Source organism: Limosilactobacillus portuensis (assembly GCF_028607025.1).
Taxonomy (GTDB): Bacteria; Bacillota; Bacilli; order Lactobacillales; family Lactobacillaceae; genus Limosilactobacillus; species Limosilactobacillus portuensis.
The window spans coordinates 373101-398709 of record NZ_CP117296.1 but is presented as its reverse complement, the minus strand read 5'-3'; the positions used below and the strand labels follow the sequence as shown (position 1 = coordinate 398709).

Genomic DNA, 25609 nt, shown 5'->3' with positions numbered 1-25609 from the left:
CCCCATCCTATTCTTGATCTTTATCTGCCGGAAATTCTAATTGAGCTGATTGCCGAAGTGAGTACATTACGGAGTTAACCATTTCTGAAAGATCCATCCAGCCCTTATATTTCTTCATTTGTTCTTCATTATCTGGATCATTGAACAAGTCAGCAAAGTCGTTCATTTCATCTGTCATTGAATTTTTCTCTACCGGTGCATCAAGTTGGTGTGCTTTCTTATCAGCATCGTAATATGTTACCTTTTGAGTTTCAAAAATACTATCAAAAACGAGGGTATCCTTTAAGCCATAAACTTCGGATGGCAAGTATGAATTGGCTGTCTTACCGAAGTTTAAGGTTACGCTGAACTTATCATAATTCAAAATGGCAACACCCTTAGCATCAACGCCTGTCTTACATAGGGTTGGGTAATAGACAACCGATTGTGGCTGACCAAACATTGTTAGTGCGCCATAAACTGCGTAAACACCAAGATCCATTAAAGCCCCACCAGCATACTTCAAGGTAAAAATGTTTGGATAAGGTTCATCCCCTGCCAAGACCTTGTCATACCGTGAGGAGTACTTCATCACAGTGATTGTTGCGCCTTGAACATAATGCTTCTTCATTTCATCAACTTTTTTTAGTCCTTCCTTATAGAGTGGCGTATGAATATGGCGAGCAGCTTCCACCAATCGTGCCTTCGGGTGAGCTGCCAATAAAGATTGAATCCCGGAAAATTCACTTGGGTTTACAAACGCTGGCTTTTCAACAATCACAAACTTATCATTTTCAATTGCTAAGCGTGCTTGTTGGTAATGCAAGCTATTTGGTGACGCGATGTAGACAACGTCAAAGTCACCATCTTCAAAGAATTTCTCAAGATCATCATAAAATTCTGTAGCACCGTATGGCAGACCAAATTCCTTAGCCCGGTCTAGTGTCCGTGAATAGACCGCGGTTAATTGATACTTACCAGTAGTCTTGGCAGCATCTAACATTTGATCCGTAATAATATGAGTTCCAATAATTCCTAACTTAAGCATCTAAGCCAACTCCCTTATCAGATATTTAACTTGTTACATTAATCATACCAATTATTGTTTGTTTTTAACAGAAATGAAATCTTTCGATCATATAATTATGTGTATAATAAGCTTGTAGAAAAATGACTTATCACATAAATGAGGAGATTGATGGAATATGAAAAAAAAGGGAATGCTACTTTTCGGCGCGGGATTAATGGCTGGACTCTCTAGTACGTTAGGGTTCAGTCACGCGAAGAAAAGTAACACATCGGCTGCGTTGCCAATCTTTTATGCCGGGACTTGGCAATATTATGATCAAGAACGCAACCGAACCCATAAAATCACCATCTCTCCAGAACTAAAGCTAGGAATTGATAATCAAGAAATTCCTGCAACAGTTCAACTAGTTCGTGAAGATAAATTAGTTTACCTTGATAAATTCGGTTACCATATTACAATTCAAGCAAATGATCAACGTCCTGTTTCATTAATTGATGAAGCTGACGATCAGGTTTATACAATTCAACCATTAAAATAGAGACTGGAAAAAACATTTTGTTTTTTTCAGTCTCTTACTATTTCCAGCACCCTTTGATTTTTAAAACTACTTCTTATATTCCCGGTAATGAGGTGCATGGTAATGTTCCATGAAGTCAAGGATTTGGTCAAAATCATCACTAAAGTACATGCTATCAAGATAAACTTTTTCGAGAAAGCCTTCATGACTCATGTGTTCAAGCACCTGTTCGAGCGGTGAATAAAACCCGTCCTGGTTATAAAAGGCAACTGGTTTCAGATTCTCACCAATTGTAATCCACGAAGCAGCTTGACTAATTTCTTCAAGGGTTCCAATGCCACCGGGAAGGGCCAACATTCCGTCAGCCATTGCCATCATTTTTTCTTTTCGGTGATCCATATCAGGAACAATTTTGAGATCCTGAATTTTTTTATAAGCCGCTCCCCGACTAGCAAGAGTTTCGGTAATAATGCCGTGAACAGTTCCACCATTATCAAGGACCCCATTAGCAACGGCACCCATTAAACCAAATTGACCACCGCCATAAACTAGATCAATTTGGTGGGCAGCCATCCATTCACCCAGCTGTCGCGCTGCTGTTAAATATTTCTGATCATTACCATCCCTTGCACCACAATATACAGCTAATGAATTAATCATTTTCTTTCCCTCCTTGTTGCAAGATCGTAACTTGCTGTTGGATTGCATTTGTCGCTGTCTTAACAGCAGCTTCTTCTACAGGATATAAATTCAATAATATCGGATTACCTTGGCCATGACGATTAATCAGCGTTGGAAAACTAATGTAACATTCGTACTGTGGTTGATAAATTGCTAACGGGACGGTCAAATTACCACTTCCTAAAATTACAGAAATAATCTGAAGCGTCCAAGTGACAACAGCACTTGCATTATAGCCAAGTCCTTTTAGGGTGTACCAATTATCCATATCAGCGTTAACTCTTAATTTATTCTGATCAAGGTGGTAACCGTTAATCACCTTTTCTAAATTTTGACCATTAACGGTTACCGTTGACCACGCAAATACTTTTTCACCGTTATGCTGACCATAAACAAAGCCACTAACATTCTGTGACGATACTTGCGCGCCTTTGGCAACTGCCTGACGCATTCGCATGGTATCAATTGTTGTCCCAATTCCGATTACCTGTTTCGGTGGCAAGGCAAGTTGCTGCTGAAGGTAGGCGGTAATTGCTTCGTTCGGATCACTAATATTAAAGACGATTCCTGAGAAGCCGCTTTGTCTAACCCGTGGTGCAATCCGATCAATAGTTTGTCCATTACGCGATAATTCTGCCATCTGTTGTTCTTGAAGAAGTTGACTATCACCGAATGCAGTTATCAAAAGATCCGCATCTTTTAAGGCTGCGTAATCTTGAATAGTGATTGTAGTCCTTGACATCAAGGCAGTTTGGGCATTTTCTAAATCTGCTTTCAAGCCAACAGCCACCTCATCATCTTGATCGATTAAAACCAATTGATCTGCTTTGTCGGTTGTGACTAGGGTATGCGCTAATAATCGTCCAATATGCCCCAAACCAATAATTCCAATCTTTCGCATCTTGATCCTCCTTAACCAAAAACGGGGCACCACAAGAAATTGTGAGGCCCCATTATTCATTAATAGTATCTAATTTATTGTTGTTCTTGAAACTTAATTGCTTCAGGAAATGTATCTAAAGTATACTTACGTGGACCATCGGGGAACTCAAAGTCTCCTTGAGCCTCGTACGTTTCATCGTGATCACCAACCGTCAAGGTCACACCATCATCATTAAATGAAACATTTACCCCCAACTCAATTGCTGCTTTGATCAGGCGTTGCGTATCATCGGAATACTTATTACTAATTGCTTGAAGCGGGTGAGTCATGTTCATGTTGGCGGTAAAGCGATCATTAGCTAACTTTAATCCAAATGAAAGTAAATTCCCATTTTCAATCTGATCCGCTAATTGACCACTAATCGTTAAAGCGGGATCATCAACTCGCCGTTGTACAAATTTAAGGGCCAAGCGATATTCACGTGGCGCATTAAATTCATCAACTAAATCCTGTAATTCAGTAATAATCTTAATCGCTGCCTCGTGCATCTCTGGAGTTTGCTCTTTTGGCTTTTGAAGTGCAACTTCATTATTAAGTTTCCGGGCAGCAGCGAGTTCTTCCGGTAAATTATCCGGAAGCGGCTTAATTAATGTATTAATCATTAATAATTCAAGGAAATTAATTGTATCGTCACTAACTCCTGTCCGAGAAAGCGGATCAAGGTCAAACGAACGAAACTCAAGATAGTTAATTCCCTTAGTCAACATTCCCTGTAAATCACCAACATCTTGATTATGACGCCGACAGCGAACAGGGCCAAAGAACTCCTTAATACTGTAATACGTCCCGTCATCCAAAAATTGCTGCAGCTTAGCGAAGTGTTCTTCTAATGAATTATAGCCAACCTGTTCATTAGGAAGGTTATCATCACCGTAATCACTACACCGTAAACTACGAACTGGCAATTCAAGATGTTCTGGAATATGCATATCTTCCGAAACCGGACTGGCACCATAAAGGTAAGTGAATAGCCATTGGTAAAGAACAAAACACTGGGCCATCTTAAAATAAAGATGATTTTGAAAATCAACAAGTGAATCATATTCATCCCTATAAAATTGGCCATATAAGGATTTCAAGAGTTCCTTGTTAAGGCTGAAATTAACATGAACATCACCTAATAGTTCTTGGGTAATCCCATACTTCTTGCCTAAATAATCGTGATTAGCTCGGTCCCAAGTCTTCGTATTAGCAGTCATTAGGTAATCTAAATCATGATTATAAACAGGTGCTGGAGCAAGGCTGAGTGGCCATAAACGTTCATCCTCATGGAGTTGACCAACCATAATCTGCTCAAGCATCTTCAATTGACGAACTGCATTTTTACTGCCAACAACTGGTGATGTTTCAAAATCAATCATGTTGTCAGTAAAGCCAGAATTCAAATATAAGTTATGACGACGAGAACGCAGCGCTTCTGGATATGGGTACCGACTTGCTCGACCATTAGTTAATACCCGGTGCTTCTTTGCCTCTAGTCCAAACTCCGATGCAAATAACTTTGCGTTTAATTCCGGCTCACTTAATGCTTGGCGAATTACGGTATATCGATCAGCCATTCAAATCACCTCATTTCTCATATACCTTACACAATAACACTTTGAATACTAAATTAGCAACCTCAAAAGTGAAGTGACAACAATTGTATAATCGTGTAAAACAAGCAGGTTTAAATTGCTTTACTGTAGTCTTCTAAAGCCACCAACCATTCTTATTTTGTGATGTAATTTAGCAGCTTGAACATTATCTGCTTATTTTCTGCTGGAACATCGTGATTAATAATTTCGGCAGTTGTTTGGTGGAGATCATTATTTTCAAGCGGGTATTGGTTGTCGTTAATTGCAATTTCACGAACATTATCCTTCATCGGTTCAAAGTGAAATTGGAGACCGATAACATTATCATGATACAGGAAGCCCTGATTTTCATTTAAATCGCTGCTAAAAAGCAATTTAGCATCATCAGGAATCTCAAACATATCCTGATGCCAATGGAGAGCGGTTAACTTTTCGGGAATCCCGGGAATTGCATCATTTTGCCGGTACACTGGTGCCCAGCCAACTTCCTTATGTGGAGCTGCGGTAACCTGGTAACCTAATGCCTTAACGATCTGCTGCGCTCCTAGACAAGCACCAAAAATTGGTTTACGTTCATCAATCAAAGTACGAATTAATTCGCGTTCTTCTTCCAACCACGGATAGTCATCGTTGGGGCTCATTGGTCCACCAAGAACGACTAGCATATCGGTCTCAGCAGCGGTTGGTAGATTACCGAACTGATCTGGGTGATAAACATACATTTCATCGTTATTTGCATGAATCCAATCCCGAATAGAACCAGGCCCCTCATTAGATGTATGTTGTAAGATATTTACTCTCATTGCTTATTACTCCTATTTTTAATTACTCCCCAATAGACTACTTAGTCATTAGAATTCTAATGTTATTCGGATCGGGTGTCAATAAAAGCGAACGACAATCACCACTTGTTTAACTCCGACTGAAGCTAAAAATTAATTATCTGAATGCTAGTACCAACCTTTTTCAAAAGTGCCAACAAATCAGCGGTCTTTAATATCACAGTCTGAGTATTAGTGTTTGGATGTACTCCAATTAACTTATTCATTTTAAGAACTTCTTGATCAACAATTAGTGATACCTGATGATATCGATCATTAAGTAAGTTAAAGGGTGACACCATCCCCGGAGCCACACCTAGAATTTGGTTCAGTTCATCTGGGGAAGCAAATGATAATCGAGAGGTTTTAACTGTCTGACGAAAGCTCTTCTCATTAAAACGCTTATTTTCAGGAAGAACGTATAGGAAATACTCCTTTCGGTTATGGGTGTGCAAAAAGAGATTCTTTGTTCTCGCAAACGAATAGTCCTGTACATACCGGTCAGCTTCATCTGTCGTCAAGACAGCCGGATGGTGAACTAACTGATATTCAATTTCATTATGATTTAGCAATTGATAAATTTGTTGTGGATTCATGTTCTTCTTCCCCCATTAATTACACTCTAAAAATAAAGCCACGAACAATTATTATAGTTCAAAGTTCGTAGCTTCATTTTTGGATATTTTCATTTGGTTTTAAATTATTTATTAGCAATCATGAGTTCCACTATATTCTGTTTTAAGCGGTTCATCAATCTCAACAACTTCAACATTATCGGTTAAAATTTTTGTTGGGCTAACCAATGGCATTGTAAAGTGCTTAGGATCAAAGCGCAGTTCCATTTGATCTTCAAATTGAGCGCTAGCATACCATTCACTCTTGATCCGAATATCACCAATATTAGAACTAACGATTTCGTCAAAATCAGGTAATTTAACGTCACGGTTAACAAAAATTAGTCGATAATTAGCGTCTAAGCTACAATTGCCAATTGCTGAGAATGGACCAACCCCATCGTCAAAGTCTAAGACAATTTGCTTATCAGGACTAAGATATTTCTTAATTCGTTCCAATGCCGCGTCAGTCACAGTTAACTTTTTCATAAATAACTCTCCCCTCTTAAGCGATATGGTAACTATTATTCTACTCACTTCTTATAAGAGATAAAGAAAAATGCTCCTGACTTTTATTTTGTCTCCTCATCTCTATCAATCCGATTAACGGTCAATGGATATTTAGCATCTAATTTAGGGTCGATTCTTTTGATTTTAATTTCCTTTTTTAACGGACCGAAAAGCAACCAACCACCAATCCACAAAACACCAGCGATTGAAGAAAAAGCATTATTGTGGATTAATGGAAAAAGACATCCCCAAATCATCATAATAACAATAAAGCAGGTATTGTAGATACTCTTAAAAGTATGGTATTCCTCATGCCGCTGGTATAGCTGTGATTGTAACTGTTCATCAGCTGATTGTATTTTTTCTTTTTGCTGTGCAGATTGAGTTTGGGGAAATAGCTCACCAACTTCTACTCCTAGTGCGCTTGCAACTAAATTTAACGTTGAGATACTAGCGTCATCACCCGCTTCTAACCGTTGAATAGTTCTTACAGAAACTTTGGCTTTTTCAGCAAGTTGTTCTTGAGATAAGTGTTTGGCAACTCGTAATTTTTTGACTTCAGTCTCCACCATGGGACATTCCTCCCTTATTTGCTTGTACTTTTAAATTACACTTTAATATTACGGATAACAACGCCATCTAGCCGCCAGAATCCTGACAGTTACCCGTCAGTAATTTAATTTCCCGGGAAATTAATGAATTAGGCGCATCCCGATCATTATGAAGCCCAGAATAATAAAGATCCATGAGATGACCCTGTTTAGTTTCTCTTCATTAATTGAATTTGCATAACGAGCACCGATAATCCCAGCGATTACCGCGCCACTGGCAATAAGTACTCCCATCAGCCAATCAACATTTCCCTGACGAGCATAACCAATCATGGATGATAAAGCCGTGATCGCCATAATGACAGTAGATGTTCCAACCGCCTGATGCACTGGATAATGAAGAATGAAAATAATCGCTAATAGGATCATTACGCCACCACCAGCACCGACAAGGCCACTAATAACCCCAATTACGGCACCAATAAATAATAATAACAATGCTTGAGTAAGCTTACTTTTAAAATGAATCCCTTTTTGTGAATCAAAGTGGTTATTAACCCCTTTCTTTAAGGTGGCAATTCCAGAAATAATTAAAACAACTGCGAAGATCATACTGAGTGAAGCATCATTAATCATTCCGGCCCAATGGCTACCTAACTGGGCGCCTAAAATTGATCCAACTGTAATCCATAAGCTTGCTTGAAGACGGACGTTACCGTGCTTAAAGTAGTTAATAGCAACGACAATGCTAGTAATTACGTCTACCATTAAGCTTGTCCCAATTGCTAAGTGCGAATTAAGGCCAAAAAAGAGTGTTAATGCTGGGACTACAACGCAAACACCACTGGCACCGATCAAGCTTGTAACAGTTCCAGTAATTAAACCAACAATAATTACTCCGACAATCGTCAAGATTTGCAATTTGGTATCCTCCAATATTTATAATCAATCATATTCGTTATTATTTTATTTATATTATATAATGGAGATATAGTAAATAGTAAACGAAAGGAGTGCTAGTCATGGATGAATTTTCACCTAATAGAAGAGTAGTCAATGATATTAATGGTTTAAATAGGTTTCTAACTCGAATGTACGGACTAATGACTTTAGCGGTACTAGTCTCCGCTCTAACAGCTTGGTTGGTGATGGGAGTTTTCGCTAAACAATTTACTTCTTTCATGATCAACAACCGGTGGGGAATTTGGTTAATCATTTTGTTACCGATTTTTCTTACTTTTGGAATTAGTTTTAACGCTACTCGTAGTCCTGGATTAGGGCTTGTTTTATTAATAATTACGTCAATTGTTTATGGGATTACCTTTGCATTTATTGCCGGTGCATATACTGGAACTGATATTGCAACCGCATTTGTTTCATCTGCTGGTATTTTTCTAACTATGGCACTCATTGGTACTTGTTCGCATCGCGATTTTGCCAGAGCCGGTTCCTTTGCCTCAGCAGCGTTGATCGGTTTGATTATTGCAATGGTTGTTAACTTCTTTCTACAAAATCCTGCAATTGACTATATTCTTTCAGTAATTGCCGTTATTATTTTTACCATTCTCACCGCCTGGGACGCTCAACGAATGAAAAATATTTATCTGGAATATGGTGAAGGAGCTTCTACTACCGGACTGGCTATTCTCGGTGCTTTACAACTATACCTTGATTTCATCAACCTCTTTATTAATTTCTTGGATATTTTTGGTTCAAGTGATGAACGATAATTGATTACCAAAATTTTAACTAAAATAGCGAGGACGAAAAGAATTTTTCTCAGCGTCTTCGCTATTTTTATGATTTCCTATAGTAAGGATTATATAAAAGTAATTTTCTATTTTTCATGTTGCTTACATGTTAACACCTTAGTAATAATCGGATATCGATGAATTAAGATCAATGTGTAAACACTAGTTGTTACCGCCAATAAAAGCCAAATAACCCATCCATTATATGGCAAAAATTTAAATCGCTCACGTAAAATTTCATTAATCAATTCGAAAAAGACTCCCTTAAAGGTTACTCTTTCTCCTAATGAAAAGTTAGTTATTATTTCAACAATAAAGATTAAAATAAACCCATACAAATATGACCAGCCACGACAATATTTAAATCCAGAAGACTTATCATGTGAATGCTTATCAATCTGGATAACCCTTAGGCTAAAAGTTTGGAACCATCCAAGGAGTACACCAATTAATGCTAACGTTAAAATAACTGAGAAATGCCATTCCTTTAATTCGACAATCATTGAGATAACAGTCATTATTGTGGCGTAAATTGGCAGAATAATAAAACTTGTCCGTGTTACCGGCTCAAAACGAAATGTATCCCGGATAAAATTATATAAAACAAGGAAGGAAAAGATTATTAGAAGTAACACACACTCACCTTCTTAGAAAATAGCAGTTAGCTGTTAAAAGAAGCGTCAATGCTTTTTCCGCGGAACAAAGATAGTAACAAGAACTAGGTTAAGGATCATTAAGCCAGTTAAAACGAGAAAGGTCCATTTTGCACCAATTGCCGTAGCTATTGATCGAGAAATTTGATGGTTACTTTGACTAAGTGCAATAAGTGTTCCCGCAAGTGCTGTACCAACAGCACCTGAAAATTGCTGTAAAGTGTTAAAAATTGCGTTTCCTTGTGCATGATTATCTGTGGTTAATGAGGTTAAGCCACTTGTCATTAAACTACTGAAGCACATTCCATAGCCACCATAATAAAGAGAATAGAGAAAAATAATTGCAAGATTAGAAAGATGCATTCCGCAAACACTCATAATAACAACTCCAGTTAAACTAGCAATCGTTCCAAGGATAATCGGCAGACGGGCACCTTGCTTATCCAATAGTCTTCCTGCCAAGGCTGCCATTAAAGCATCAATAATTGCTCCTGGTAACATTATCCAGCCAGCAAGGGAAACTGAACCCTGATTAACCGTTTGAACATAAATAGGAAAAATAAAGCCAAGCGCTAACGTAGTAATCTTGGCAAAACAATAACAAAGAAGCTGCATACTAAAAGTAATATTTGTAAAGAGACGCGGACTTATTAAGGCTGCTGGATCATCCCAAGAAATCTTGCCCCAAATAAGGAAACTAGCCAATCCTAACAGTAAACACCCAGCAACTTGTCCTGACCAAAAGTAATTTTTCGTAAGATTAGTGAAGCCCAGCATCAAGCAAACTAAACCAACGGCAATCGTTAGCCACTGACCATATTTAAAGGAAACTTTTTGTAATTTATTAAGTTGAGTAATCGAATAAGTTCCCGTAAAAGCACTAATAATTGCAAGAAAAATCGAAATAATAAAGATCCAGCGCCAGTTTAAAAGCTCAGTTACAATTCCACCAAACACTGGACCTAACGCAACCGCTGCTGCAGTAATCATTGTTCCGATTCCCATCATAAAGCCAAGATGGGTCTTAGGAACCTTAGTAAGGATGATATTATACATTAATGGTAACCCAATTCCGGTTCCGATTCCTTGAAATGCTCGCCCTAGTAAGAGCAAATCAAACCGTGGAGTAAAAATATCAATTACTAAGCCAAGCACAAAAAAGGTAATTCCAGCAAGAAAGATTCCCCTAGTCGTAAACCGTAAACTAATTTGAGAACTAATAGGAACGATTGTCGCAATCACAAGAAGAACCAATGTATTAACCCACTGGACTTGATCAGTAGTAACAGCAAATTCCCTAATTAACGTTGGAAAAGTAACTGTAGTAGCCGTTTCATCAAGGATTCCTAAAAAAGAAAGCATTCCCGCTGATAAGATTGCTGTAAGTAATTTGGGTGTTACTTTATCATCCATAATAGCTCCTCGGTTCTCAATTCTAATGATAGGAAAATTTTAATATACATAAACGGCTTCCAGAGGTTAGTAACAGCGAACACTGGAAGCCGTTTTTACACTCACAAATTTTTAATTAAAATTCATAAAACTACTAGATATCCTCACACGTTTTACTATGCCAGATAAAGAAGCCAACACCAACTACCAGACTAATAACAGCGTAGAGAAACATCCACCGATCCATGAAGCCACCAACAATCCCAATAATACCGCCAATTACTAACAAAATTAGCCCAGTAATATCACCGCCGAGAAACGGACTATCTTCTTGAACAATGTAAACGACACCTGCACCAATAAATAATCCGGCTAAAATAATTTCTAAACTAGCATAAACGTAATTTGGATCAGTCCAAATCCCCAGAATTCCGTTTGCAATCCCATCAACTAATAACCAAGCTGCCAACACCAACAGCAATATTCCGACAACTAACTTTGTTACTCTCATTTCTCAGAACTCCTTATCACTATTTTATAATTCTATTTATATTATAGTATAGATAATATTAATTAAAACAATTAAGCTATCTTTAATATTGCAAAATCATAATTAATTTTTTTATATCAAATCTGAAAGTTCTTACTCTACCCTAATATTTTATTTCCTGGGAAATACGAACATGCAAAAAAGCTCTCAGAGTACAGTTAAACTGAATCTTGAGAGCTAATTATTTGCTGATAAGGATTGGAACAATATTATAAATTCTTATCCTGAACAATTTTTGTTTGACGGGTTGAGTCAACGATTAACTTGTTATTCAACCTTTGGAAAACATTTTGCGCATAGTCAGCATTTTGCTGGTTGCATTGGGTTAAGAAATTAGTTAACTCATCACCGGTAAGATTTCTTGCTTGCTGATCATTATTCTTTAACGATGCCTTTAAATGACTAGTTGTTTTCTTTTGAACTGGAACAACATCTTTATTAACCAGCTTATTCTTATAAGGATCAGTTAATACTTTCGTCATTTTATATGTCCAATAAGCTGATTCACTGTCAGGCTTGTCCGTTCCCTTTTGGTAGCTAGTCGGCGTATTATTTACATTTGTATAGAACGGAACATAAACACTAGTAGCCGGTGAAGCCATTGCTAACCATTGAACTCCAGCCATCTCCTTAGGAACGTTGGGACGAATTTGCAGAATATGGGACTCAACATCAGTTGGCACATTAATTGGCCGATAACCGCCAACCCATTTACCATTACTATCGTATTTGGTGTTATTAAAGTGAGATCCTAATACCTGTTGAACCTTCTGCACAGAGATTTTATGATCTGGTTTCATAAACATTGCATAGTGCTTTTGGGTAATTGATTGCTTCTTACTTGGTGTTAAAATTCGTTGACCATCCCAAATTCGTGGACGATTGTAGGTGGCATCTTCCTTATTATTAGTCCCAAATGCCTGAGCGAAGTTAACCTGGTGACTATTGACATAACCATTTAGATGATGACTTTTAACGAATTTAGGCAAATTCTTCGAGGTCATAAAATTGCTCTTCTTAGTATCAACGTTGCCAATGACATTCTGGTTAGGAATCACCGCATACTTATTGTTTGGCACCCGAACAGCAGCCCAATGATGGCCAGAACCAATTTCCATATACCAAATTGAATCCTTGTCACTGAAAATCACACCATTGTTTTCGGCCGATCCTTTTGTTTCAACAATGTGCCCCAATCGCTTAACCCCATCCTTTGCGGAAGTAGCGTATGGTAAAACAACATCAACCATTGATGGTTCAGAAATCCCTTTCTTTACAAACGGATCTGCTTTCTGTGCTTGTTTATTGGTCGTTCCTGATTCAGTCGCACTCATTGCAACATTACTACTGTTAATCCCATCTTCACCGAATTGATCCTGCCCCTTCTTCTGCTGCCAATCTGGTGTACTTGTGTAACTTTGAGCATTAGTGGGTAAATCAACGGTAAATCCATTATCAGTAGAACGGTACTGGGTATTTGTTCCTGATGTAGCTGGGTGATAAACATAGTGCTTAGCCCAGGAAGTATCAACATCCTCATTCCGCGCAATTATTGTTGAGCCGTCTGTACTGGCATTTTTCCCAACTAAAACCGTTGTACAGGCACTTGCTGAACTAACTGTTCCCATCACAAATCCAAATGCGGCAAAGCCTACCAAGTATCTAAAATGATTAGCTGTCATCTTAACCATCTCCCAATAGATTTAATTGCTATTGTTAACGCTTTCACGAATAACTTTACAGGATTTTATCTATTAGTCAATAAGTAATAAATAGTCAATTTTGTTAGTCTGTTTAAACATTCATAGTTTGAATATTAATTAACTAATTAACATGGCATTTGAATAGGCATTCAGAATAATACAGATCATATTGGCTATATTCATTTAAGAGAATCAATAATTCATGAAATTATTTTCATGGATTATGACTATTTAGGATTAGCAAACTTGTTTGTACTATTCTCTTAGATACTTCTTTTATTTCCCAGGAAATTAGCTGTCAACATATGGTTGCAACTTGCGCAAACATTATTATCTAGGCATTTAGTTGATGTCATTAAAAAATCCATTAAAATAAAAACATCATTTCTACAAGGATGTGTACTCTCATGAAAAATATTTTTGCCCATCAGTTGGGAAAACTCCGGACAGAGCAACAGCTTTCTCAAAATGATATTGCTAGTCAACTATTTGTATCGCGTCAAGCAGTTTCTAAATGGGAAAATGGTGATACAGAACCCAGTCTAGATAATTTAATTTCACTAGCACAGCTTTTTAACGTAAGCTTAGATAATTTAGTAACTGGTAGTAAGGATCCCAATACTTTGTTATTAACCGCAAAGCATCTAAAGAAAGCCTTTAATAAACCTGTTCTAAAGGATATTAATTTCAGCGTTAGTAACTATGAACGAATTGCGCTTCTTGGTAGTAATGGTGCTGGTAAATCAACCTTAATAAAAATTCTTATTGGTTTACTTAGCCCAGACAGTGGCAAAATTAAATATCATTTTAATCTTCAACAGGATCTAAATGTGATGCCTCAAGATGATGTTCTAATTCCAGATCTTACGGTTATGGAACAAGTTAAATTGGCCGCATTAATTAATAAGGTTTACCAACCGGAATCTATCAATAATCTATTAGTTAAATTTAAATTAAGCGATCAGGCTAATCAATTCGTTCAAAAATTATCAGGCGGTCAGAAACGACGCCTTAGCTTACTAGTAAGCACCTTGCGAACAGCTAAGTTATTAATTTTAGACGAGCCTACTGTTGGAATGGATCTTACCTCAATTGACTTTTTTTGGAGGTTATTAGATCAGCGTAATGGGAGCACAATTGTAGTTACCCATGATTTCGATCAAATTGACAAATACTTCTCTCGAGTGTGGTTATTAAAAGACGGTATTATTTCTCATGACGTTAGTGTTAAAGAAATCCACAGTCATCACCAAACAATCGCTCAATGGTACCGGCTTAACAATAAGGAGGCTTAATATGATTACTGCTATTCAGCTCAAACAAGTTATTCGTAACCGCCGTTTTCTTATCTTTACGATTATCTTTCCGACCCTCTGGTACTGGATGATGATTAAACTAATCAATGTACCACATAATCAAACTTTCCAACTGATCTTACTAGTATTAGCTCTTTTAATCGGTATCTTGGGTAACTCGATCGTGACCTTCAGTAAACGGATTGCTTCAAATCGCCGTTTTTATTTCCTGCAGGCTCGGATCAGTCAATATTCAATCTGGCGGTACATGGGTTCGCAACTAATTACTCAAGTTATCCTTAACCTCGTTATTACCATCCTACTAGTATTATTAGCTTGCATTCTACAAACAATTAATTTTAACCACTCGACTTGGTTAGCTCTCGGCTTAGTAAATATATTAGGAATTTATCTCAGTGTAATCGGCTTTGCATTTGGAATCAGCTTTGACCGTACTTCTATTGATGCTGGTTCTACTCCCCTCATGTTCCTATTGGCAATATTTATTGTCCCTTGGAATGTCTTTCTGTCAGTCAATTCAATGATAAAATTAATGACTAGCGTCCAAAAGCTTCTGCCAAGTTATTATGCCTACCAGCTTGTCCAACAAAGTGATCAACTAATCAAAAATTGTAGCTTATTTAGTATTAGTGCAGCGTTAACGCTCGTACCATTTTTATTGATAATTTGGTTTAATTTACATAGAAGAATGTAATAAAAATGCTCTAAGATTGTTAGAAAATCTAGCAATCCTAGAGCATTTTTAACTTTAACTAAATTATTACTCTTTTTAATTGGATGTCCAATAATTGGTTTTCAGAACGTTCATAATTCCTAGCTTAGTTTTCGGCCGATATAGTCTTATCCATTTCAAATTTCTCTCCGCAAGTACACCATATCAACTAGTTGCACCCCGGCTTCATATATTGGGTGATCGTAATTGTCAGTAAAAAAATTCGCGACAACATGCGAACGGATAAAGCCACATTTCTCATAGAAAGGGAACTGTTAATGGACTGTCACCAGTTCCAACTTGCAGGATAGAATAATTATGCCGATATTTCTGACAGATAAAATCAATCATCGCTTTAGCATACCCTTCTCCCTGATACTTAGGGTTAGTTGCTAAATTTTTTATTTCAAGTACCCCATTTTCCTCATCTGTTACCACACACTCACATTTCACTCCGTCATCATTGATTACGTACATCTTCCCTCTATCAAGATAACGGTCAATCATATCCTCTTGCTCGTCTGCCAATAGTAACAAATCGAGATATGATTTTTTATTTTCTTTTATTTCGATAAATTTCATTATCTATCCCCTATTCTTCAAGTGTCCACAAATGGTGATTAGACGTATTAACACCAGTCCTGTCGAAGTTAATTAATAGTGTCTTCTCTAATAATTATTAGAAATCAAGCTTTCTTTTGGTAATCAATTAACTCTTTAATATCATGACACTTTGCGAGGGCTTCTTGATATTGTTTCTGAATATCGGGAGCTACCCGTTCACCCTCATCTGTATCAACCATATGAATCTCCTCGGTTCCCGCCACAAGAGCAGTTTTAAAATACCACATCTTATAATGAAGAAAGTCTAATTGTTCTTGTAACTCAGCAATTTGTTTCTTTACTGCTGACTCTTCTTTAGCTAACAAATCGTAACGTGCATCTAAAGTTACATCACCTGCCATACATAAATCAATAAAATGGCGGATTTCACTGATTGACATCCCACACTTTTTCATACATTCAATCACTTCTAAAAAATTCAAATCATTTTCTTTGAAGCTTCGGCGTCCTGCTTCATCACGGTCAACAAATGGTAGCAGACCCTTTTTATCGTAAAAAACGAAGGGTTGAAGTCGGTAGATTTAATTTTTCAGCAACTTGACCAATTGAGTAACGAATAAATTTTTCTCCTTTTTTCTGTTGACTTAAACCATGGTTTAACTTGTATGATAGCACATGAAATTAAAAAGGAATTACAAGGAGTGATATCCAAATGGCAAAAAGTGAATTACAAAAGTTAATTGATGGTGAATGGTATAAGGTCAACGATCCAGAAGTGGCTAGTCGAAAGATTAACTCAGCAGTCCTCTGTCAAGAATTTAATAATATTCCCGAAAATGAACCAGCAAAACAGGAAGCAAAAGCCCGTGAAATCTTTGGCTCAACGGGGAAAAACTTAGTCGTTCACAGTCGACTAAACGTTGATTATGGGAAGAATATTCATGTCGGTGATAATTTCCTCGCTAATTATAATTTAACCGTTTTGGATATTGCTCCGGTTAAGATTGGTAATAACGTTTGGATTGGTCCAAACACTGACATTTATACCGTTAACCATCCGTTGACTGCTAAGGGACGCCAAGAACGTCTCGGCATCGGTAAGCCAGTAACAATTGGAAATGATGTTTGGATTGGTGGTCATTCAACAATCTGTCCCGGAGTAACGATTGGTAATGGTGTCGTCGTGGCAGCAGGTTCTGTCGTTACAAAAGACGTTCCAGATAACGTTGTCGTTGGTGGCGTGCCCGCAAAAGTAATTAAGAAGATTGAACAAGAAGATTAGAAAAAGCATCGGTTTTACGAATTTTGCGAAGCCGATGCTTTTTAAATGGATTTATTTTTATTGGAATTTTTACGCTGAATTGCATCCCTAATCTTTGGATGACGAATTACAATGCAGGCGCCATAGGTAAAACTAGTGGCGACGTTTAAGAGCCAAACGAACCAGGTGCTATGCCCACTCAAAAGTGCAACTACTGACAAGTCCTTTAAGACCTCTTCAAACAGCTCTTGTGAAACTTCGCCAGCATTTAAATGAGCCCCGTAGAAAATCTCAACACCAATTCCAATAGCAAACGTAATTAGCCAACCAATTAAATAAGGCCAATCTCTTTTAACCTTGAGAATCGGCCGTTGGTGTGAATCAACTTTATTGGTGTCACTAATTTTCACTTTACTGGCTTGGAGAAACCCAATCGACACCCCAACCAATAATAGGATTATCGCAATACAGATTGCTGTCGTGGATTGAATATTTCTAAAACTTAGAAGCATCATCACTGCCGAGTAAGCAGGGATAATCACCAGGTCAAATCGTGTCACCTTTTCATATTCGAAAGTTCCTTTAACAAATTTATAAATTAATAGGATTACAAAAATAGTCATTAATAATACCTGTCTTCGATTTCATTATACTAAATATATTACTATAAATTTGATTGAGAGCCTTAGTTATTAATTATTATGAATACCTTTAACAATTTTGAAAAATTCTTGACTAAAGACTGACTTTTGTAATTTGGTAGTAATAAAGTATACCGTTATTTGATCATTAAAGAGCGTAAAGGCGACCCTAATTGAACCAATTTTACCAACGTTAAGCCGAAACTCATAAATCGGTTGGCCATTGAGCCGTTCCTTGCTGGCTAATTTAACTTTGGTCATCCCCGTACTATTTTCCTTAATAATTGCTGCCTTGGTTTTCTCCTTAATTACTGCTTCCTGGCTAGCGTGTTTTTTAAAGAAGTCCTTACAGCCAGGTTTGTAAAATTCTATATTCATTTGACTATTTGACCTTTACTTACTATCTGTGACTAATGTATAGCTGGTGGCTACGAGGAAATTCACGTTTAAAGGCCCTTGTAACTTCATGCTTGGCGGTACTCTCGGTGAAGTAAGTATTAGTATCGTTAACATACCCTTGCTCTGTGACCGTTATTTCACCATTATTAACGATAATCGTTAATGAGCGATCCTTCTTATTGGTCAGCAAACTAACTTTCTGTTGATTTTTTGCCTTTAAAAGCTGCTTTAAGATAGACTTAGCCTGATTAATCGGTATTTGCCGCATTACAATTACCTCCACTGTACCATCCTAAAAATATTATAGTACTGTTGAAGTAAAGGTATGCAGACTAATGCTGGTCTTTTGAATGCTTCTTTATTTGGCTTAACTTTACAGCAGAAAAGATACAAGCAAGGCCGTTAGCAATCGTTAAGAATATTAAGATATCCTCCAACCAAGCATAACGTTCTGGAATTTCTGTACAAAGAAGAATTAAGAATAATGCAGTAACACTCATTGTACTGCCAAGCATCTGCTCATACTGCTTTTCTTTATTTGATTTTAGTTGTTTCACCTCGGTTGGGTTATTGTAATCCCCACTTTCATATTTTTCCTTAATGGTATCGTGAAGGGTCTTTAGTTTCATTGATTGCTTCTCCTATGTATTCTTTTGTAATTATTGCTCATCTAATTTAGTAAACTTAACTACTTGATTCTTTAGCGAAATCTTCTCTACTTTGAAACCGTAATCTAACAACTCTTTTTTGTATCTTAAGAAAGAATGATCGAGCGGCACTCCGGCAATTTCCTCAACTTGCTTAAATGTCAGTTCAAAATTTTTGCTCTTATTATTAGCGATGTATCGCCATAATTGATCATATTTACTCATTATTAATTACTTCCCGTGTTATTTTTAGAACGCTGAGCAATCAGTGATTATACTTCTTCGATTGCTTTCCTAATTTTAGTTTACCAAACCACTAAAGTCGCTTGTCAATAATAAACTTTAAAAATAAACAGCTTGCGTTAGGTCATCGCAAGCTGTTTTTAGATTAAATTCGACTTAGTGCTTCATCAATTGGGGTACTACCCTCACGCATTTTAATAATTTTACGTTTGGTATTTTGATATTTCAAAATTTCAGATGCTGGATTGTAACCAAATTCACCATCATCAACGGTAATCTTACCAGTACCAGACTTATCAGTCATAACCGTTGGCTGCAAAATTGTGTAGTCCAAAGTAGTATGAGTTAAGTAATTATCAGCGAAAAACTTAGCAATGTCATAATCCGTTAAACCATCAAGGCCCTTAGATGTCCGCCATCTGCTTGGTTCAATAGAAAATAATACACTTAACATTATAAAACGCTTAATGCCATTTTGCGCAGCCACCTACATAAGTTTTATAGCTCCGAAAGCATCCGCTTGCAGCAGATCCTTAGCACCAGAGCCCGCGGTAAAGTAAATTGCATCAACCTTACCGATTGTTTGTGCCATTTCTGTCACACTCTCATGCAATTCAAACTTTACAGGAATTACATGGTCATTTTTAACAACTTTCTCAATATTACGTACCCCAGCAATAACTTCATGACCATCTTTAATTAAATTATGGGTTAGCTTGGTACCAACACGACCAGATGCTCCAGCAATAAATACTTTCATTTTAATTTCACCTGCTTATTCCTTAAATTCTAAAGTAAAGTATCGGTGATTTAATCTATTGACGGTATTACCAAATAATTAAGCTAGGATACGGGAAATGTATGGTGCTTTGCTGATCTTTACTACTAATATTAATACCATCCACAAACTTGTTAATGGTACTTCAAAGAACACTGACTGATTTATAAACAATATTATTTTGAGTAGTTAAGTCAGAATTGGCCTTTTAGTAACTACAATTTTCGGCCCTGTTTGTTTCTTAGAAAACGCCAATAAACCAATCCAGCAGCAATCCCCATGCCAAGCAAAGTTCCGGTTAAACTTCGCCACATCATGCTTGACGAAGTGGAAACCACCGCCCAGATACCAACGATATAAATCAGCAGATTATTAATAACGTGCGCGGTAAAACTGGCCCATAAACTTTTCCCCGCCACGGCAATTAGGGTAAAGAACATCCCCATTGCGGTATAAGCAATTACGAGGAACACTGCATTATACCAGGCTGCTTTGCCGAGTGACGATAGGTGAATTAAGCCGAAGATAAATGCTGTTAGCCAAACCGTTACGGAACGACTAAAAATGCTATCCAGTGCACCAAATACGTACCCACGAAAGACATATTCTTCAACCAATGGCGCGCTGATCACTGTCATAGCGAATTGTAACCACCAATTATTCATCGTTGTTACTGATGAATGGAAGCCAGTCTGCGCAATCCAAGAAAATAGGTATATTAAGCCATCCGCCAAGATTGCATATAAAATCGGCCACCACTGAAAACGCCATTTGGATACTAACGGCAGCGATTGATGAAACAAGAAATGATTTAGTAGCCATCCCCCACCAATAACAATTATTGGATAAGTAACTGTCATTAGGATAACTGCCGTGTTTTCTGAGAAATTTAAGTGGTCAGCTACCGCTAGTGGTGTAATTTGACCAACAACCATTAGCACTAGGATCAGAATAATCATGATTAGTGCTTTAACATATTTACGCATGTGGTTTCGCCTCGATTGGATAGTCTCTAAGTTTATTTTACACCTTAACGAGGTCTTATACTGCAACGCCTTTATTTGACCGGATTAAGTTTATATTGCTAATCATATTCCATAAATTTCAACTTTTATTTTCAACAATTAATGCAACCGCAAAAATGATTTCTATAATTGTCATTCCAACAGCTAAAATAGTTGGACTAAACGATAAGCCAATGAATAGCGCCAAAAACGGAATAACTATTGAGAACAGCAAGTACACTTTAGATTTATATAACCAGCTAAAGGGCATTAGGTGCGCACCAAAAATTATTGCAATAACCATCAGCATTTTATCTGGGATAGTTGGATAGATCCACATGGCAATCAGCAAATATAATAACTGATTCACTGAAAATAAGATGCCCAAATTTGACAAAGGATTTTCATTATCACTAAAGTTAACTTTCAGTACTTTTGAAATTCCCCATGCCAGCGGTAATAAGATACCCGTGCAAATAAAAACAAATAAATTCTTAGTCAAGATCGGCATAGCAGATGAATAAACAAATGCAATCGCAAGCCAAATTATTACAGAAGCAGCGATAAAATGCAGCCCTCTTTTTTGCTTAACAGCTAGAGCAAGTCTTTTTTGTTCGAGTTGGGTCATCGCCTGTCCCTCCTTTAATTTTGGTTGTTTAATTATACAATAAGAATAACTAATATTTGGAGCTTGATTACACCAAATTAAAAAGCACCATTTTTCAACGCGAACTCTATGTAGATGGTGAAAGGTAATAGAGAAATAATCTGGTTCAATTTCTGAAGCAGCCAAGCAGCAAATCTATATCCAAGTTGAATCAAAGGTAGACTTGAAGCTTAAAACAATAAATCAAAATATTAATGCTAAAATTACAAAAATAAAAAACTTTGCCATTAATGAATATGGCAAAGCATTTACTAAACTATATAGTTATTCAATTGTTTTCGTTCTGCTTTTAACATTTACTTGTTTGCTTTTTCCACGGAAAAAACTAAAGCATAATTAAGTCGTGTTATTATGCCCTAGGAAGAAAAGATATAGTTCGATTATATTTTAACTAATTATAAAAATTGGAGCTCCTCATGACTAAAATTATTCAATTAAAATACGGTAATACTAAATGTTATCTCCTAAAAGGAACAAAGAAAAATCTGTTAATTGATACAGACTGGGCGGGTACTCTTCCTAAATTTTTCCAAGAGCTAGGAAGAAAAAAGTTAAAGGTCCAAGATATTGATTATCTATTAATTACCCACTACCACCCCGACCATATGGGATTAGCAACTGATTTGATGAACCTTGGAATCTCCTTAGTGGTGCTTGATTGTCAAATAGCCTATATTCATCAAAGTGATTATATCTTTCAAAAAGAAAATAACCCTGATTTTCAGCCAATTAATGATAAACATATCCACAAGTTAAACTTAGCTGATAGTCGTCATTTCCTCAGTGAATGTGGAATCTCAGGCACAATTTTGAGTTCACCTGGTCATAGTGTAGATTCTATATCTCTTGTTCTAGATAGCGGAGAGGCATTTGTTGGTGATTTATATCCACAAGAACAGGTACCCTTATACAATAATAAAATTCTAAGCCATAGTTGGAAAAAGCTTATCTCTCATGGCGCAACCTTCATTTATTTTGCCCATTATGCAAATGAGAAGGTTATCTGAACTATTTTATAAAATCGTTTTCTTGTATTGAAAGATTCTAATAAGTGTATGGATCGATTAGTAGGAAATTTAACATCTTTCAGCGCATCATGACATTCACCTATTTTGGCTGGGTACCATTTTTATTATTAATTGAAAATTGTTCTTCAATATACTCTTTTAATCCCTTTATTTCCTGTATATCATTTGGGAAAATACTACTTGTACTCATACCACCTGTTATAAAATAATCCATATGTTCTTTATTATCATTATTTCTGATTTTTCTAATATCAAAATAAGCATATACCGGTTGTTCTTTATTATAAATATTACCCTCAATATCAGTAATTTTAAAACAAACGTTCACTTGTATTGGAAATGAATTCATATTTTCAAGGAATCTGTCTAATTCTTCAGGATTGTCAAAAGGATAACTACAGGTTGTTCCGTTACTCGACATAAAATTCGGGTCTTTACAAATAAATTTTATCAATGAACTTAAATTTGCATAGCCAATATTAATAGGAATTTTAAAGTATACCGTATCACCTGGTGAAATGTAAACATTCATCATTTGTATATCCAAGGGTCTGTGACGAATTCCTATATCATTTGACAGCTCAAAGTTATTAGGAACAGTTTTATGATAAAAATTAAAAATATCATCTGTTATAACAAGACTGAAGTGCAACAAAAAAGTTAGACAAAATTGATTATTTAAGCTACCAAGGTATGATTTCGGTATTCAACCGGAGTCATACCTTTTGTTTTTAAGGAGATACGTTGGTAATTAAAGTAATGAATGTATTGAGCTGAGAGTGATTTTAATTCAGCTAAGTCTTTACATGGTGGGAAACCATCTAATAACTCTGTCTTAAACAGGTGAAAGAAACTCTCCATTGGTGCGTTATCATGACAATTTCCCTTACGGGACATACTTTGAATAAAGTGATTATCAGCTAACTTTTGGGTATAGTACCCCAGTTGATAGTGCCACCCCTGATCAGAATGAATAATTGGTTGAGCATTATCAGGCAGCTTTGTACATAGCTCGTTGAGAGTAGCGGTAATCAACTGTCGATCAGGATGTTGACTCAATTGGAAGGCTAAAACTTCCTTACTGGCTTCATCGATAATTGAGGAAATATAAGCCCAACTGTGATTAGCTAAGCGAACTTGAGAAACATCTGTGTGGAGGACTTGATAAGGAATGGTGGCCTGAAATTGTTGTTTTAGTAGATTATCCGCAACTGTGCCCACATTACCTTCATAAGATGAGTATTTACCACTACGGTGGCGATTATACAGTGCCACTTGAACATCTAATTTCGCCATCAACTTGTTCACCGTCATGTCCGCCAAATGAATGCCCATTGCCCGCAGTTTTTGGTTCACGCGACGATAACCGTAGGTCCATCGTCCGCGGACTTGCCCTTCTTTAGCCACGCTAAGAATCACTTGCTTAACACTCGCATATTTATCATGATGGTTAGCGATGCGCTTGCGCTCATCATGGTAAGTAGCCTTAGGAAGGTTGATTTTATGGAGAATGTCACCAATCTTATAGCGATATTTCTTCGGTAGCGATGCTTGATCTGCCCTGATCTGATCAACTATTTGCGTTTTCTCTTTGCCTTGGAGGGTCCGAACAGGGCCAACGATTTTTTTAAGATGTCACGTTCCAATTTTGTGTCATAGAGTTCTTGGCTTTTCTTGGCAAGTTCTTCTTTTAAACGTTCCACTTCAGTCTTATTAGTAAGACGACGAAGTCGTTTCTTAGTATGTTTCACCTTTGACGGCCTACCTTTCGGGTGAGGTTTCAAGGCTTCAATACCATCTCGCTTGAACTGTGACCGCCAAAGTGAAATTTGGCACGCTTGCACGTCAAATCGAGCCGCTACTTTAACCATCGATTCCTCATGAGTTTGGTAGTAGTCTATCACACTCAACTTAAAATCTGCGGTAAGGGTTCGTGGATGACGACGCCGTTTCAAGGCGTCTATCCCACTTAAGCGATATCTTTGAATCCATTTCCTGATCAGTCGGCTACTGATACTGTATTTGCGCCCCAAGGCTCGAGAACTTTGTGGAGTAGTCAGATATTCGTGGACAATTTTAGCTTTAAAGTCAGGTTTGTATTTAGTCATAAAAAGTGCCTCACAATCGTTAGAACTTTTGTCTAACAATTATGAGGCACTTCAAAGTTCCTTGCTATCTGTACCCTTTAGAGTGATGTATACAGTGATCAAACAAGGAGGTACAGAAGATGGAAATTAAATTTAATGTACACGGCCAGCAACGAAAAGAATTGGTGACGAAGCTGGCTGACTATACTCATCGAAAGGCCGAATATCAATACACACCTACCTACGCTTATCAGATTGGCAAGTACACTGTTAACAAAGATGGAGTCCTAACATCCCCGGATGAGATCCCGGCCAATTTACTCGATTATCTTGAACAGCAAGGCTTCCACCCTACTGAAATAATCAAGTTGAACCTAGCCTACCAGCGAGATAAGTTTACAGATCAGGCTCTTGATAACCTGCGCCACCTAATATGGGCTAAGGGGCAGTTAATTAAGGACGCTTGCCAGCTGGAAGCCCTCCCCTTAAACGTCGATGAAAAACAGGTATCCTTCGATTGGTTTAAAGAAGTGAAACTTGACGATGCTTTGGCTTATCAACAATTTGTCGACAAGCTGGTCCAATATGCCATCAGCCACCAGCGAATCATGTCAGAACCACACGAAGAGAGTAATGAAAAATATGCTTTCCGCTGTTTCCTGCTACGCCTAGGATTTATCGGTCCCAAGTTTAAAGACCAACGGAAAGTATTGTTACGCAACTTAACTGGATCAGCTGCTTTTAAGAACCAGGGGGACTAATCATGAATCGAATTAAGGACGAATTAGCTAAACGTAACCGAATCCGCCAGCAGGTCTTAAAAATCCGCAACACTGGTGAAGCCAATATGTTTGATGTGGAAAATGTCAAAAGACTGGCATACTACTATAACTGCCATGACTTAATCGATTACTTGAATACTGACCGCGCCGGATACGTAAATTTGATATTAACTGGCAAGTTTAATTAATCATCAATCAAGCATTGAGT

At 37.2% G+C, this 25609-nt stretch carries 32 protein-coding genes and 3 pseudogenes; 8 read left to right on the top strand and 27 right to left on the bottom strand.

What is annotated here, in order from left to right:
- Positions 1–7 precede the first annotated feature (7 nt).
- Complete coding sequence (locus PRK60_RS01910) at positions 8–1027, bottom strand: Gfo/Idh/MocA family protein (RefSeq protein ID WP_102168473.1); 1020 nt, start codon at positions 1025–1027, stop codon at positions 8–10.
- Positions 1028–1184: 157 nt separating this feature from the next.
- Here PRK60_RS01910 and PRK60_RS01905 point away from each other — a divergent pair, with 157 nt between their 5' ends.
- On the top strand, positions 1185–1547 hold the full coding sequence (locus tag PRK60_RS01905; protein ID WP_102168474.1) for a DUF4828 domain-containing protein: 363 nt from the start codon (positions 1185–1187) through the stop codon (positions 1545–1547).
- A gap of 66 nt (positions 1548–1613) precedes the next feature.
- On the opposite strand, the gene PRK60_RS01900 is transcribed toward PRK60_RS01905, so the two are convergent.
- From PRK60_RS01900 to PRK60_RS01865, 8 genes are all read right to left on the bottom strand, one after another.
- Positions 1614–2186: an LOG family protein gene (locus PRK60_RS01900; RefSeq protein WP_102168475.1), complete on the bottom strand. Its 573-nt coding sequence runs from the start codon at positions 2184–2186 to the stop codon at positions 1614–1616.
- Positions 2179–3108, bottom strand: coding sequence for a lactate/malate family dehydrogenase (locus PRK60_RS01895; protein ID WP_273646198.1), 930 nt, complete (start codon positions 3106–3108; stop codon positions 2179–2181). The genes PRK60_RS01900 and PRK60_RS01895 overlap by 8 nt, the downstream gene beginning before the upstream one ends.
- Before the next feature lie 74 nt (positions 3109–3182).
- Positions 3183–4709: a glutamate--cysteine ligase gene (locus PRK60_RS01890; RefSeq protein ID WP_273646197.1), complete on the bottom strand. Its 1527-nt coding sequence runs from the start codon at positions 4707–4709 to the stop codon at positions 3183–3185.
- A 152-nt stretch (positions 4710–4861) separates the two neighbouring features.
- Positions 4862–5530, bottom strand: coding sequence for a type 1 glutamine amidotransferase (locus PRK60_RS01885; protein ID WP_102168478.1), 669 nt, complete (start codon positions 5528–5530; stop codon positions 4862–4864).
- Between the two features lie 125 nt (positions 5531–5655).
- On the bottom strand, positions 5656–6144 hold the full coding sequence (locus PRK60_RS01880; protein WP_102168479.1) for a prolyl-tRNA synthetase associated domain-containing protein: 489 nt from the start codon (positions 6142–6144) through the stop codon (positions 5656–5658).
- A gap of 111 nt (positions 6145–6255) precedes the next feature.
- The gene (locus PRK60_RS01875; protein ID WP_102168480.1) at positions 6256–6651 is read right to left on the bottom strand and encodes an iron-sulfur cluster biosynthesis family protein; all 396 of its coding nucleotides are present in this window, start codon (positions 6649–6651) and stop codon (positions 6256–6258) included.
- An 83-nt stretch (positions 6652–6734) separates the two neighbouring features.
- Positions 6735–7244, bottom strand: a complete 510-nt coding sequence (locus PRK60_RS01870) for a helix-turn-helix domain-containing protein (protein WP_102168481.1) — start codon at positions 7242–7244, stop codon at positions 6735–6737.
- A 120-nt stretch (positions 7245–7364) separates the two neighbouring features.
- Complete coding sequence (locus tag PRK60_RS01865) at positions 7365–8144, bottom strand: sulfite exporter TauE/SafE family protein (protein WP_273646196.1); 780 nt, start codon at positions 8142–8144, stop codon at positions 7365–7367.
- 101 nt (positions 8145–8245) lie between these two features.
- On the opposite strand from PRK60_RS01865, the gene PRK60_RS01860 reads away from it, so the two are divergent.
- Positions 8246–8953 (top strand): Bax inhibitor-1/YccA family protein, encoded by a 708-nt coding sequence (locus PRK60_RS01860; protein WP_273646195.1) that lies wholly within the window; start codon positions 8246–8248, stop codon positions 8951–8953.
- 107 nt (positions 8954–9060) lie between these two features.
- Here PRK60_RS01860 and PRK60_RS01855 read toward each other — a convergent pair whose 3' ends face one another.
- The 4 genes from PRK60_RS01855 to PRK60_RS01840 form a co-directional block, all read right to left on the bottom strand.
- Positions 9061–9609, bottom strand: coding sequence for a hydrophobic protein (locus PRK60_RS01855; RefSeq protein WP_148444525.1), 549 nt, complete (start codon positions 9607–9609; stop codon positions 9061–9063).
- A 45-nt stretch (positions 9610–9654) separates the two neighbouring features.
- Positions 9655–11040 carry an MFS transporter gene (locus PRK60_RS01850; protein ID WP_273646194.1) on the bottom strand — a complete coding sequence of 462 codons (1386 nt, stop codon included), beginning with the start codon at positions 11038–11040 and terminating at the stop codon, positions 9655–9657.
- Positions 11041–11173: 133 nt separating this feature from the next.
- Entirely contained in the window at positions 11174–11530 is a 357-nt protein-coding gene (locus PRK60_RS01845) for a hypothetical protein (protein WP_102168485.1), read from the bottom strand.
- Between the two features lie 248 nt (positions 11531–11778).
- Positions 11779–13251 (bottom strand): C69 family dipeptidase, encoded by a 1473-nt coding sequence (locus PRK60_RS01840; protein WP_216972202.1) that lies wholly within the window; start codon positions 13249–13251, stop codon positions 11779–11781.
- Positions 13252–13679: 428 nt separating this feature from the next.
- Between PRK60_RS01840 and PRK60_RS01835 the strand changes: the two genes are divergently transcribed.
- Together PRK60_RS01835 and PRK60_RS01830 are read left to right on the top strand one after the other, a co-directional pair.
- On the top strand, positions 13680–14567 hold the full coding sequence (locus PRK60_RS01835; protein WP_273646193.1) for an XRE family transcriptional regulator: 888 nt from the start codon (positions 13680–13682) through the stop codon (positions 14565–14567).
- 1 nt (position 14568) lies between these two features.
- Positions 14569–15282, top strand: coding sequence for a lantibiotic ABC transporter permease (locus PRK60_RS01830; RefSeq protein WP_273646192.1), 714 nt, complete (start codon positions 14569–14571; stop codon positions 15280–15282).
- A 155-nt stretch (positions 15283–15437) separates the two neighbouring features.
- Here the strand turns inward: PRK60_RS01830 and PRK60_RS01825 are convergent.
- The 3 genes and pseudogenes from PRK60_RS01825 to PRK60_RS10065 form a co-directional block, all read right to left on the bottom strand.
- Positions 15438–15882: pseudogene (locus PRK60_RS01825) on the bottom strand (GNAT family N-acetyltransferase).
- A 104-nt stretch (positions 15883–15986) separates the two neighbouring features.
- The gene (locus PRK60_RS01820) at positions 15987–16319 is read right to left on the bottom strand and encodes a MerR family transcriptional regulator (protein WP_219721731.1); all 333 of its coding nucleotides are present in this window, start codon (positions 16317–16319) and stop codon (positions 15987–15989) included.
- 12 nt (positions 16320–16331) lie between these two features.
- A pseudogene (locus tag PRK60_RS10065) lies at positions 16332–16403 on the bottom strand (MerR family transcriptional regulator); the annotation flags it as partial.
- A 173-nt stretch (positions 16404–16576) separates the two neighbouring features.
- Between PRK60_RS10065 and PRK60_RS01815 the strand changes: the two are divergent.
- A complete protein-coding gene (locus PRK60_RS01815; RefSeq protein WP_102168491.1) occupies positions 16577–17146 on the top strand; it encodes a sugar O-acetyltransferase in 570 nt (189 codons plus the stop codon).
- A gap of 41 nt (positions 17147–17187) precedes the next feature.
- On the opposite strand, the gene PRK60_RS01810 is transcribed toward PRK60_RS01815, so the two are convergent.
- From PRK60_RS01810 to PRK60_RS01775, 8 genes and pseudogenes are all read right to left on the bottom strand, one after another.
- Positions 17188–17748 (bottom strand): hydrophobic protein, encoded by a 561-nt coding sequence (locus PRK60_RS01810; protein ID WP_102168492.1) that lies wholly within the window; start codon positions 17746–17748, stop codon positions 17188–17190.
- Positions 17749–17817: 69 nt separating this feature from the next.
- Complete coding sequence (locus PRK60_RS01805; RefSeq protein ID WP_102168493.1) at positions 17818–18144, bottom strand: hypothetical protein; 327 nt, start codon at positions 18142–18144, stop codon at positions 17818–17820.
- Between the two features lie 22 nt (positions 18145–18166).
- Positions 18167–18433, bottom strand: coding sequence for a hypothetical protein (locus PRK60_RS01800; protein ID WP_102168494.1), 267 nt, complete (start codon positions 18431–18433; stop codon positions 18167–18169).
- 64 nt (positions 18434–18497) lie between these two features.
- A complete protein-coding gene (locus tag PRK60_RS01795; RefSeq protein WP_102168495.1) occupies positions 18498–18794 on the bottom strand; it encodes a hypothetical protein in 297 nt (98 codons plus the stop codon).
- 30 nt (positions 18795–18824) lie between these two features.
- Complete coding sequence (locus PRK60_RS01790) at positions 18825–19037, bottom strand: hypothetical protein (protein ID WP_191913466.1); 213 nt, start codon at positions 19035–19037, stop codon at positions 18825–18827.
- A 163-nt stretch (positions 19038–19200) separates the two neighbouring features.
- A pseudogene (locus tag PRK60_RS01785) lies at positions 19201–19815 on the bottom strand (NAD(P)H-binding protein).
- Positions 19816–20048: 233 nt separating this feature from the next.
- Complete coding sequence (locus tag PRK60_RS01780; protein WP_273646191.1) at positions 20049–20819, bottom strand: CPBP family intramembrane glutamic endopeptidase; 771 nt, start codon at positions 20817–20819, stop codon at positions 20049–20051.
- Between the two features lie 118 nt (positions 20820–20937).
- The gene (locus PRK60_RS01775; protein ID WP_102168497.1) at positions 20938–21465 is read right to left on the bottom strand and encodes a DUF7010 family protein; all 528 of its coding nucleotides are present in this window, start codon (positions 21463–21465) and stop codon (positions 20938–20940) included.
- Positions 21466–21920: 455 nt separating this feature from the next.
- On the opposite strand from PRK60_RS01775, the gene PRK60_RS01770 reads away from it, so the two are divergent.
- Positions 21921–22511 carry an MBL fold metallo-hydrolase gene (locus PRK60_RS01770; protein ID WP_178696023.1) on the top strand — a complete coding sequence of 197 codons (591 nt, stop codon included), beginning with the start codon at positions 21921–21923 and terminating at the stop codon, positions 22509–22511.
- A gap of 100 nt (positions 22512–22611) precedes the next feature.
- On the opposite strand, the gene PRK60_RS01765 is transcribed toward PRK60_RS01770, so the two are convergent.
- The 3 genes from PRK60_RS01765 to PRK60_RS01755 form a co-directional block, all read right to left on the bottom strand.
- A complete protein-coding gene (locus PRK60_RS01765) occupies positions 22612–23067 on the bottom strand; it encodes a hypothetical protein (protein ID WP_146001921.1) in 456 nt (151 codons plus the stop codon).
- 143 nt (positions 23068–23210) lie between these two features.
- Positions 23211–24098 (bottom strand): IS3 family transposase, encoded by an 888-nt coding sequence (locus PRK60_RS01760; RefSeq protein ID WP_260846181.1) that lies wholly within the window; start codon positions 24096–24098, stop codon positions 23211–23213.
- 8 nt (positions 24099–24106) lie between these two features.
- Entirely contained in the window at positions 24107–24640 is a 534-nt protein-coding gene (locus PRK60_RS01755; RefSeq protein WP_102169382.1) for a helix-turn-helix domain-containing protein, read from the bottom strand.
- 119 nt (positions 24641–24759) lie between these two features.
- Here PRK60_RS01755 and PRK60_RS01750 point away from each other — a divergent pair, with 119 nt between their 5' ends.
- On the top strand, positions 24760–25380 hold the full coding sequence (locus tag PRK60_RS01750; protein WP_072575343.1) for a hypothetical protein: 621 nt from the start codon (positions 24760–24762) through the stop codon (positions 25378–25380).
- A 2-nt stretch (positions 25381–25382) separates the two neighbouring features.
- Positions 25383–25589: a DUF5049 domain-containing protein gene (locus tag PRK60_RS01745; protein WP_007124177.1), complete on the top strand. Its 207-nt coding sequence runs from the start codon at positions 25383–25385 to the stop codon at positions 25587–25589.
- The last annotated feature ends 20 nt before the right edge of the window (positions 25590–25609 follow it).

Bases quoted from the DNA above. Each gene is read 5' to 3' on its own strand.
- PRK60_RS01805 (WP_102168493.1), bottom strand. From the start codon at position 18,144: ATGAATATAGAATTTTACAAACCTGGCTGTAAGGACTTCTTTAAAAAA.
- PRK60_RS01870 (WP_102168481.1), bottom strand. From the start codon at position 7,244: ATGGTGGAGACTGAAGTCAAAAAATTACGAGTTGCCAAACACTTATCT.
- PRK60_RS01900 (WP_102168475.1), bottom strand. From the start codon at position 2,186: ATGATTAATTCATTAGCTGTATATTGTGGTGCAAGGGATGGTAATGAT.
- PRK60_RS01815 (WP_102168491.1), top strand. From the start codon at position 16,577: ATGGCAAAAAGTGAATTACAAAAGTTAATTGATGGTGAATGGTATAAG.
- PRK60_RS01875 (WP_102168480.1), bottom strand. From the start codon at position 6,651: ATGAAAAAGTTAACTGTGACTGACGCGGCATTGGAACGAATTAAGAAA.
- PRK60_RS01880 (WP_102168479.1), bottom strand. From the start codon at position 6,144: ATGAATCCACAACAAATTTATCAATTGCTAAATCATAATGAAATTGAA.
- PRK60_RS01750 (WP_072575343.1), top strand. From the start codon at position 24,760: ATGGAAATTAAATTTAATGTACACGGCCAGCAACGAAAAGAATTGGTG.
- PRK60_RS01810 (WP_102168492.1), bottom strand. From the start codon at position 17,748: ATGACTATTTTTGTAATCCTATTAATTTATAAATTTGTTAAAGGAACT.
- PRK60_RS01790 (WP_191913466.1), bottom strand. From the start codon at position 19,037: ATGAGTAAATATGATCAATTATGGCGATACATCGCTAATAATAAGAGC.
- PRK60_RS01780 (WP_273646191.1), bottom strand. From the start codon at position 20,819: ATGCGTAAATATGTTAAAGCACTAATCATGATTATTCTGATCCTAGTG.
- PRK60_RS01845 (WP_102168485.1), bottom strand. From the start codon at position 11,530: ATGAGAGTAACAAAGTTAGTTGTCGGAATATTGCTGTTGGTGTTGGCA.
- PRK60_RS01910 (WP_102168473.1), bottom strand. From the start codon at position 1,027: ATGCTTAAGTTAGGAATTATTGGAACTCATATTATTACGGATCAAATG.
- PRK60_RS01745 (WP_007124177.1), top strand. From the start codon at position 25,383: ATGAATCGAATTAAGGACGAATTAGCTAAACGTAACCGAATCCGCCAG.
- PRK60_RS01835 (WP_273646193.1), top strand. From the start codon at position 13,680: ATGAAAAATATTTTTGCCCATCAGTTGGGAAAACTCCGGACAGAGCAA.
- PRK60_RS01840 (WP_216972202.1), bottom strand. From the start codon at position 13,251: ATGACAGCTAATCATTTTAGATACTTGGTAGGCTTTGCCGCATTTGGA.
- PRK60_RS01770 (WP_178696023.1), top strand. From the start codon at position 21,921: ATGACTAAAATTATTCAATTAAAATACGGTAATACTAAATGTTATCTC.
- PRK60_RS01765 (WP_146001921.1), bottom strand. From the start codon at position 23,067: ATGATGAATGTTTACATTTCACCAGGTGATACGGTATACTTTAAAATT.
- PRK60_RS01820 (WP_219721731.1), bottom strand. From the start codon at position 16,319: ATGAAAAAGTGTGGGATGTCAATCAGTGAAATCCGCCATTTTATTGAT.
- PRK60_RS01860 (WP_273646195.1), top strand. From the start codon at position 8,246: ATGGATGAATTTTCACCTAATAGAAGAGTAGTCAATGATATTAATGGT.
- PRK60_RS01775 (WP_102168497.1), bottom strand. From the start codon at position 21,465: ATGACCCAACTCGAACAAAAAAGACTTGCTCTAGCTGTTAAGCAAAAA.
- PRK60_RS01895 (WP_273646198.1), bottom strand. From the start codon at position 3,108: ATGCGAAAGATTGGAATTATTGGTTTGGGGCATATTGGACGATTATTA.
- PRK60_RS01885 (WP_102168478.1), bottom strand. From the start codon at position 5,530: ATGAGAGTAAATATCTTACAACATACATCTAATGAGGGGCCTGGTTCT.
- PRK60_RS01850 (WP_273646194.1), bottom strand. From the start codon at position 11,040: ATGGATGATAAAGTAACACCCAAATTACTTACAGCAATCTTATCAGCG.
- PRK60_RS01905 (WP_102168474.1), top strand. From the start codon at position 1,185: ATGAAAAAAAAGGGAATGCTACTTTTCGGCGCGGGATTAATGGCTGGA.
- PRK60_RS01755 (WP_102169382.1), bottom strand. From the start codon at position 24,640: ATGACTAAATACAAACCTGACTTTAAAGCTAAAATTGTCCACGAATAT.
- PRK60_RS01890 (WP_273646197.1), bottom strand. From the start codon at position 4,709: ATGGCTGATCGATATACCGTAATTCGCCAAGCATTAAGTGAGCCGGAA.
- PRK60_RS01830 (WP_273646192.1), top strand. From the start codon at position 14,569: ATGATTACTGCTATTCAGCTCAAACAAGTTATTCGTAACCGCCGTTTT.
- PRK60_RS01795 (WP_102168495.1), bottom strand. From the start codon at position 18,794: ATGAAACTAAAGACCCTTCACGATACCATTAAGGAAAAATATGAAAGT.
- PRK60_RS01800 (WP_102168494.1), bottom strand. From the start codon at position 18,433: ATGCGGCAAATACCGATTAATCAGGCTAAGTCTATCTTAAAGCAGCTT.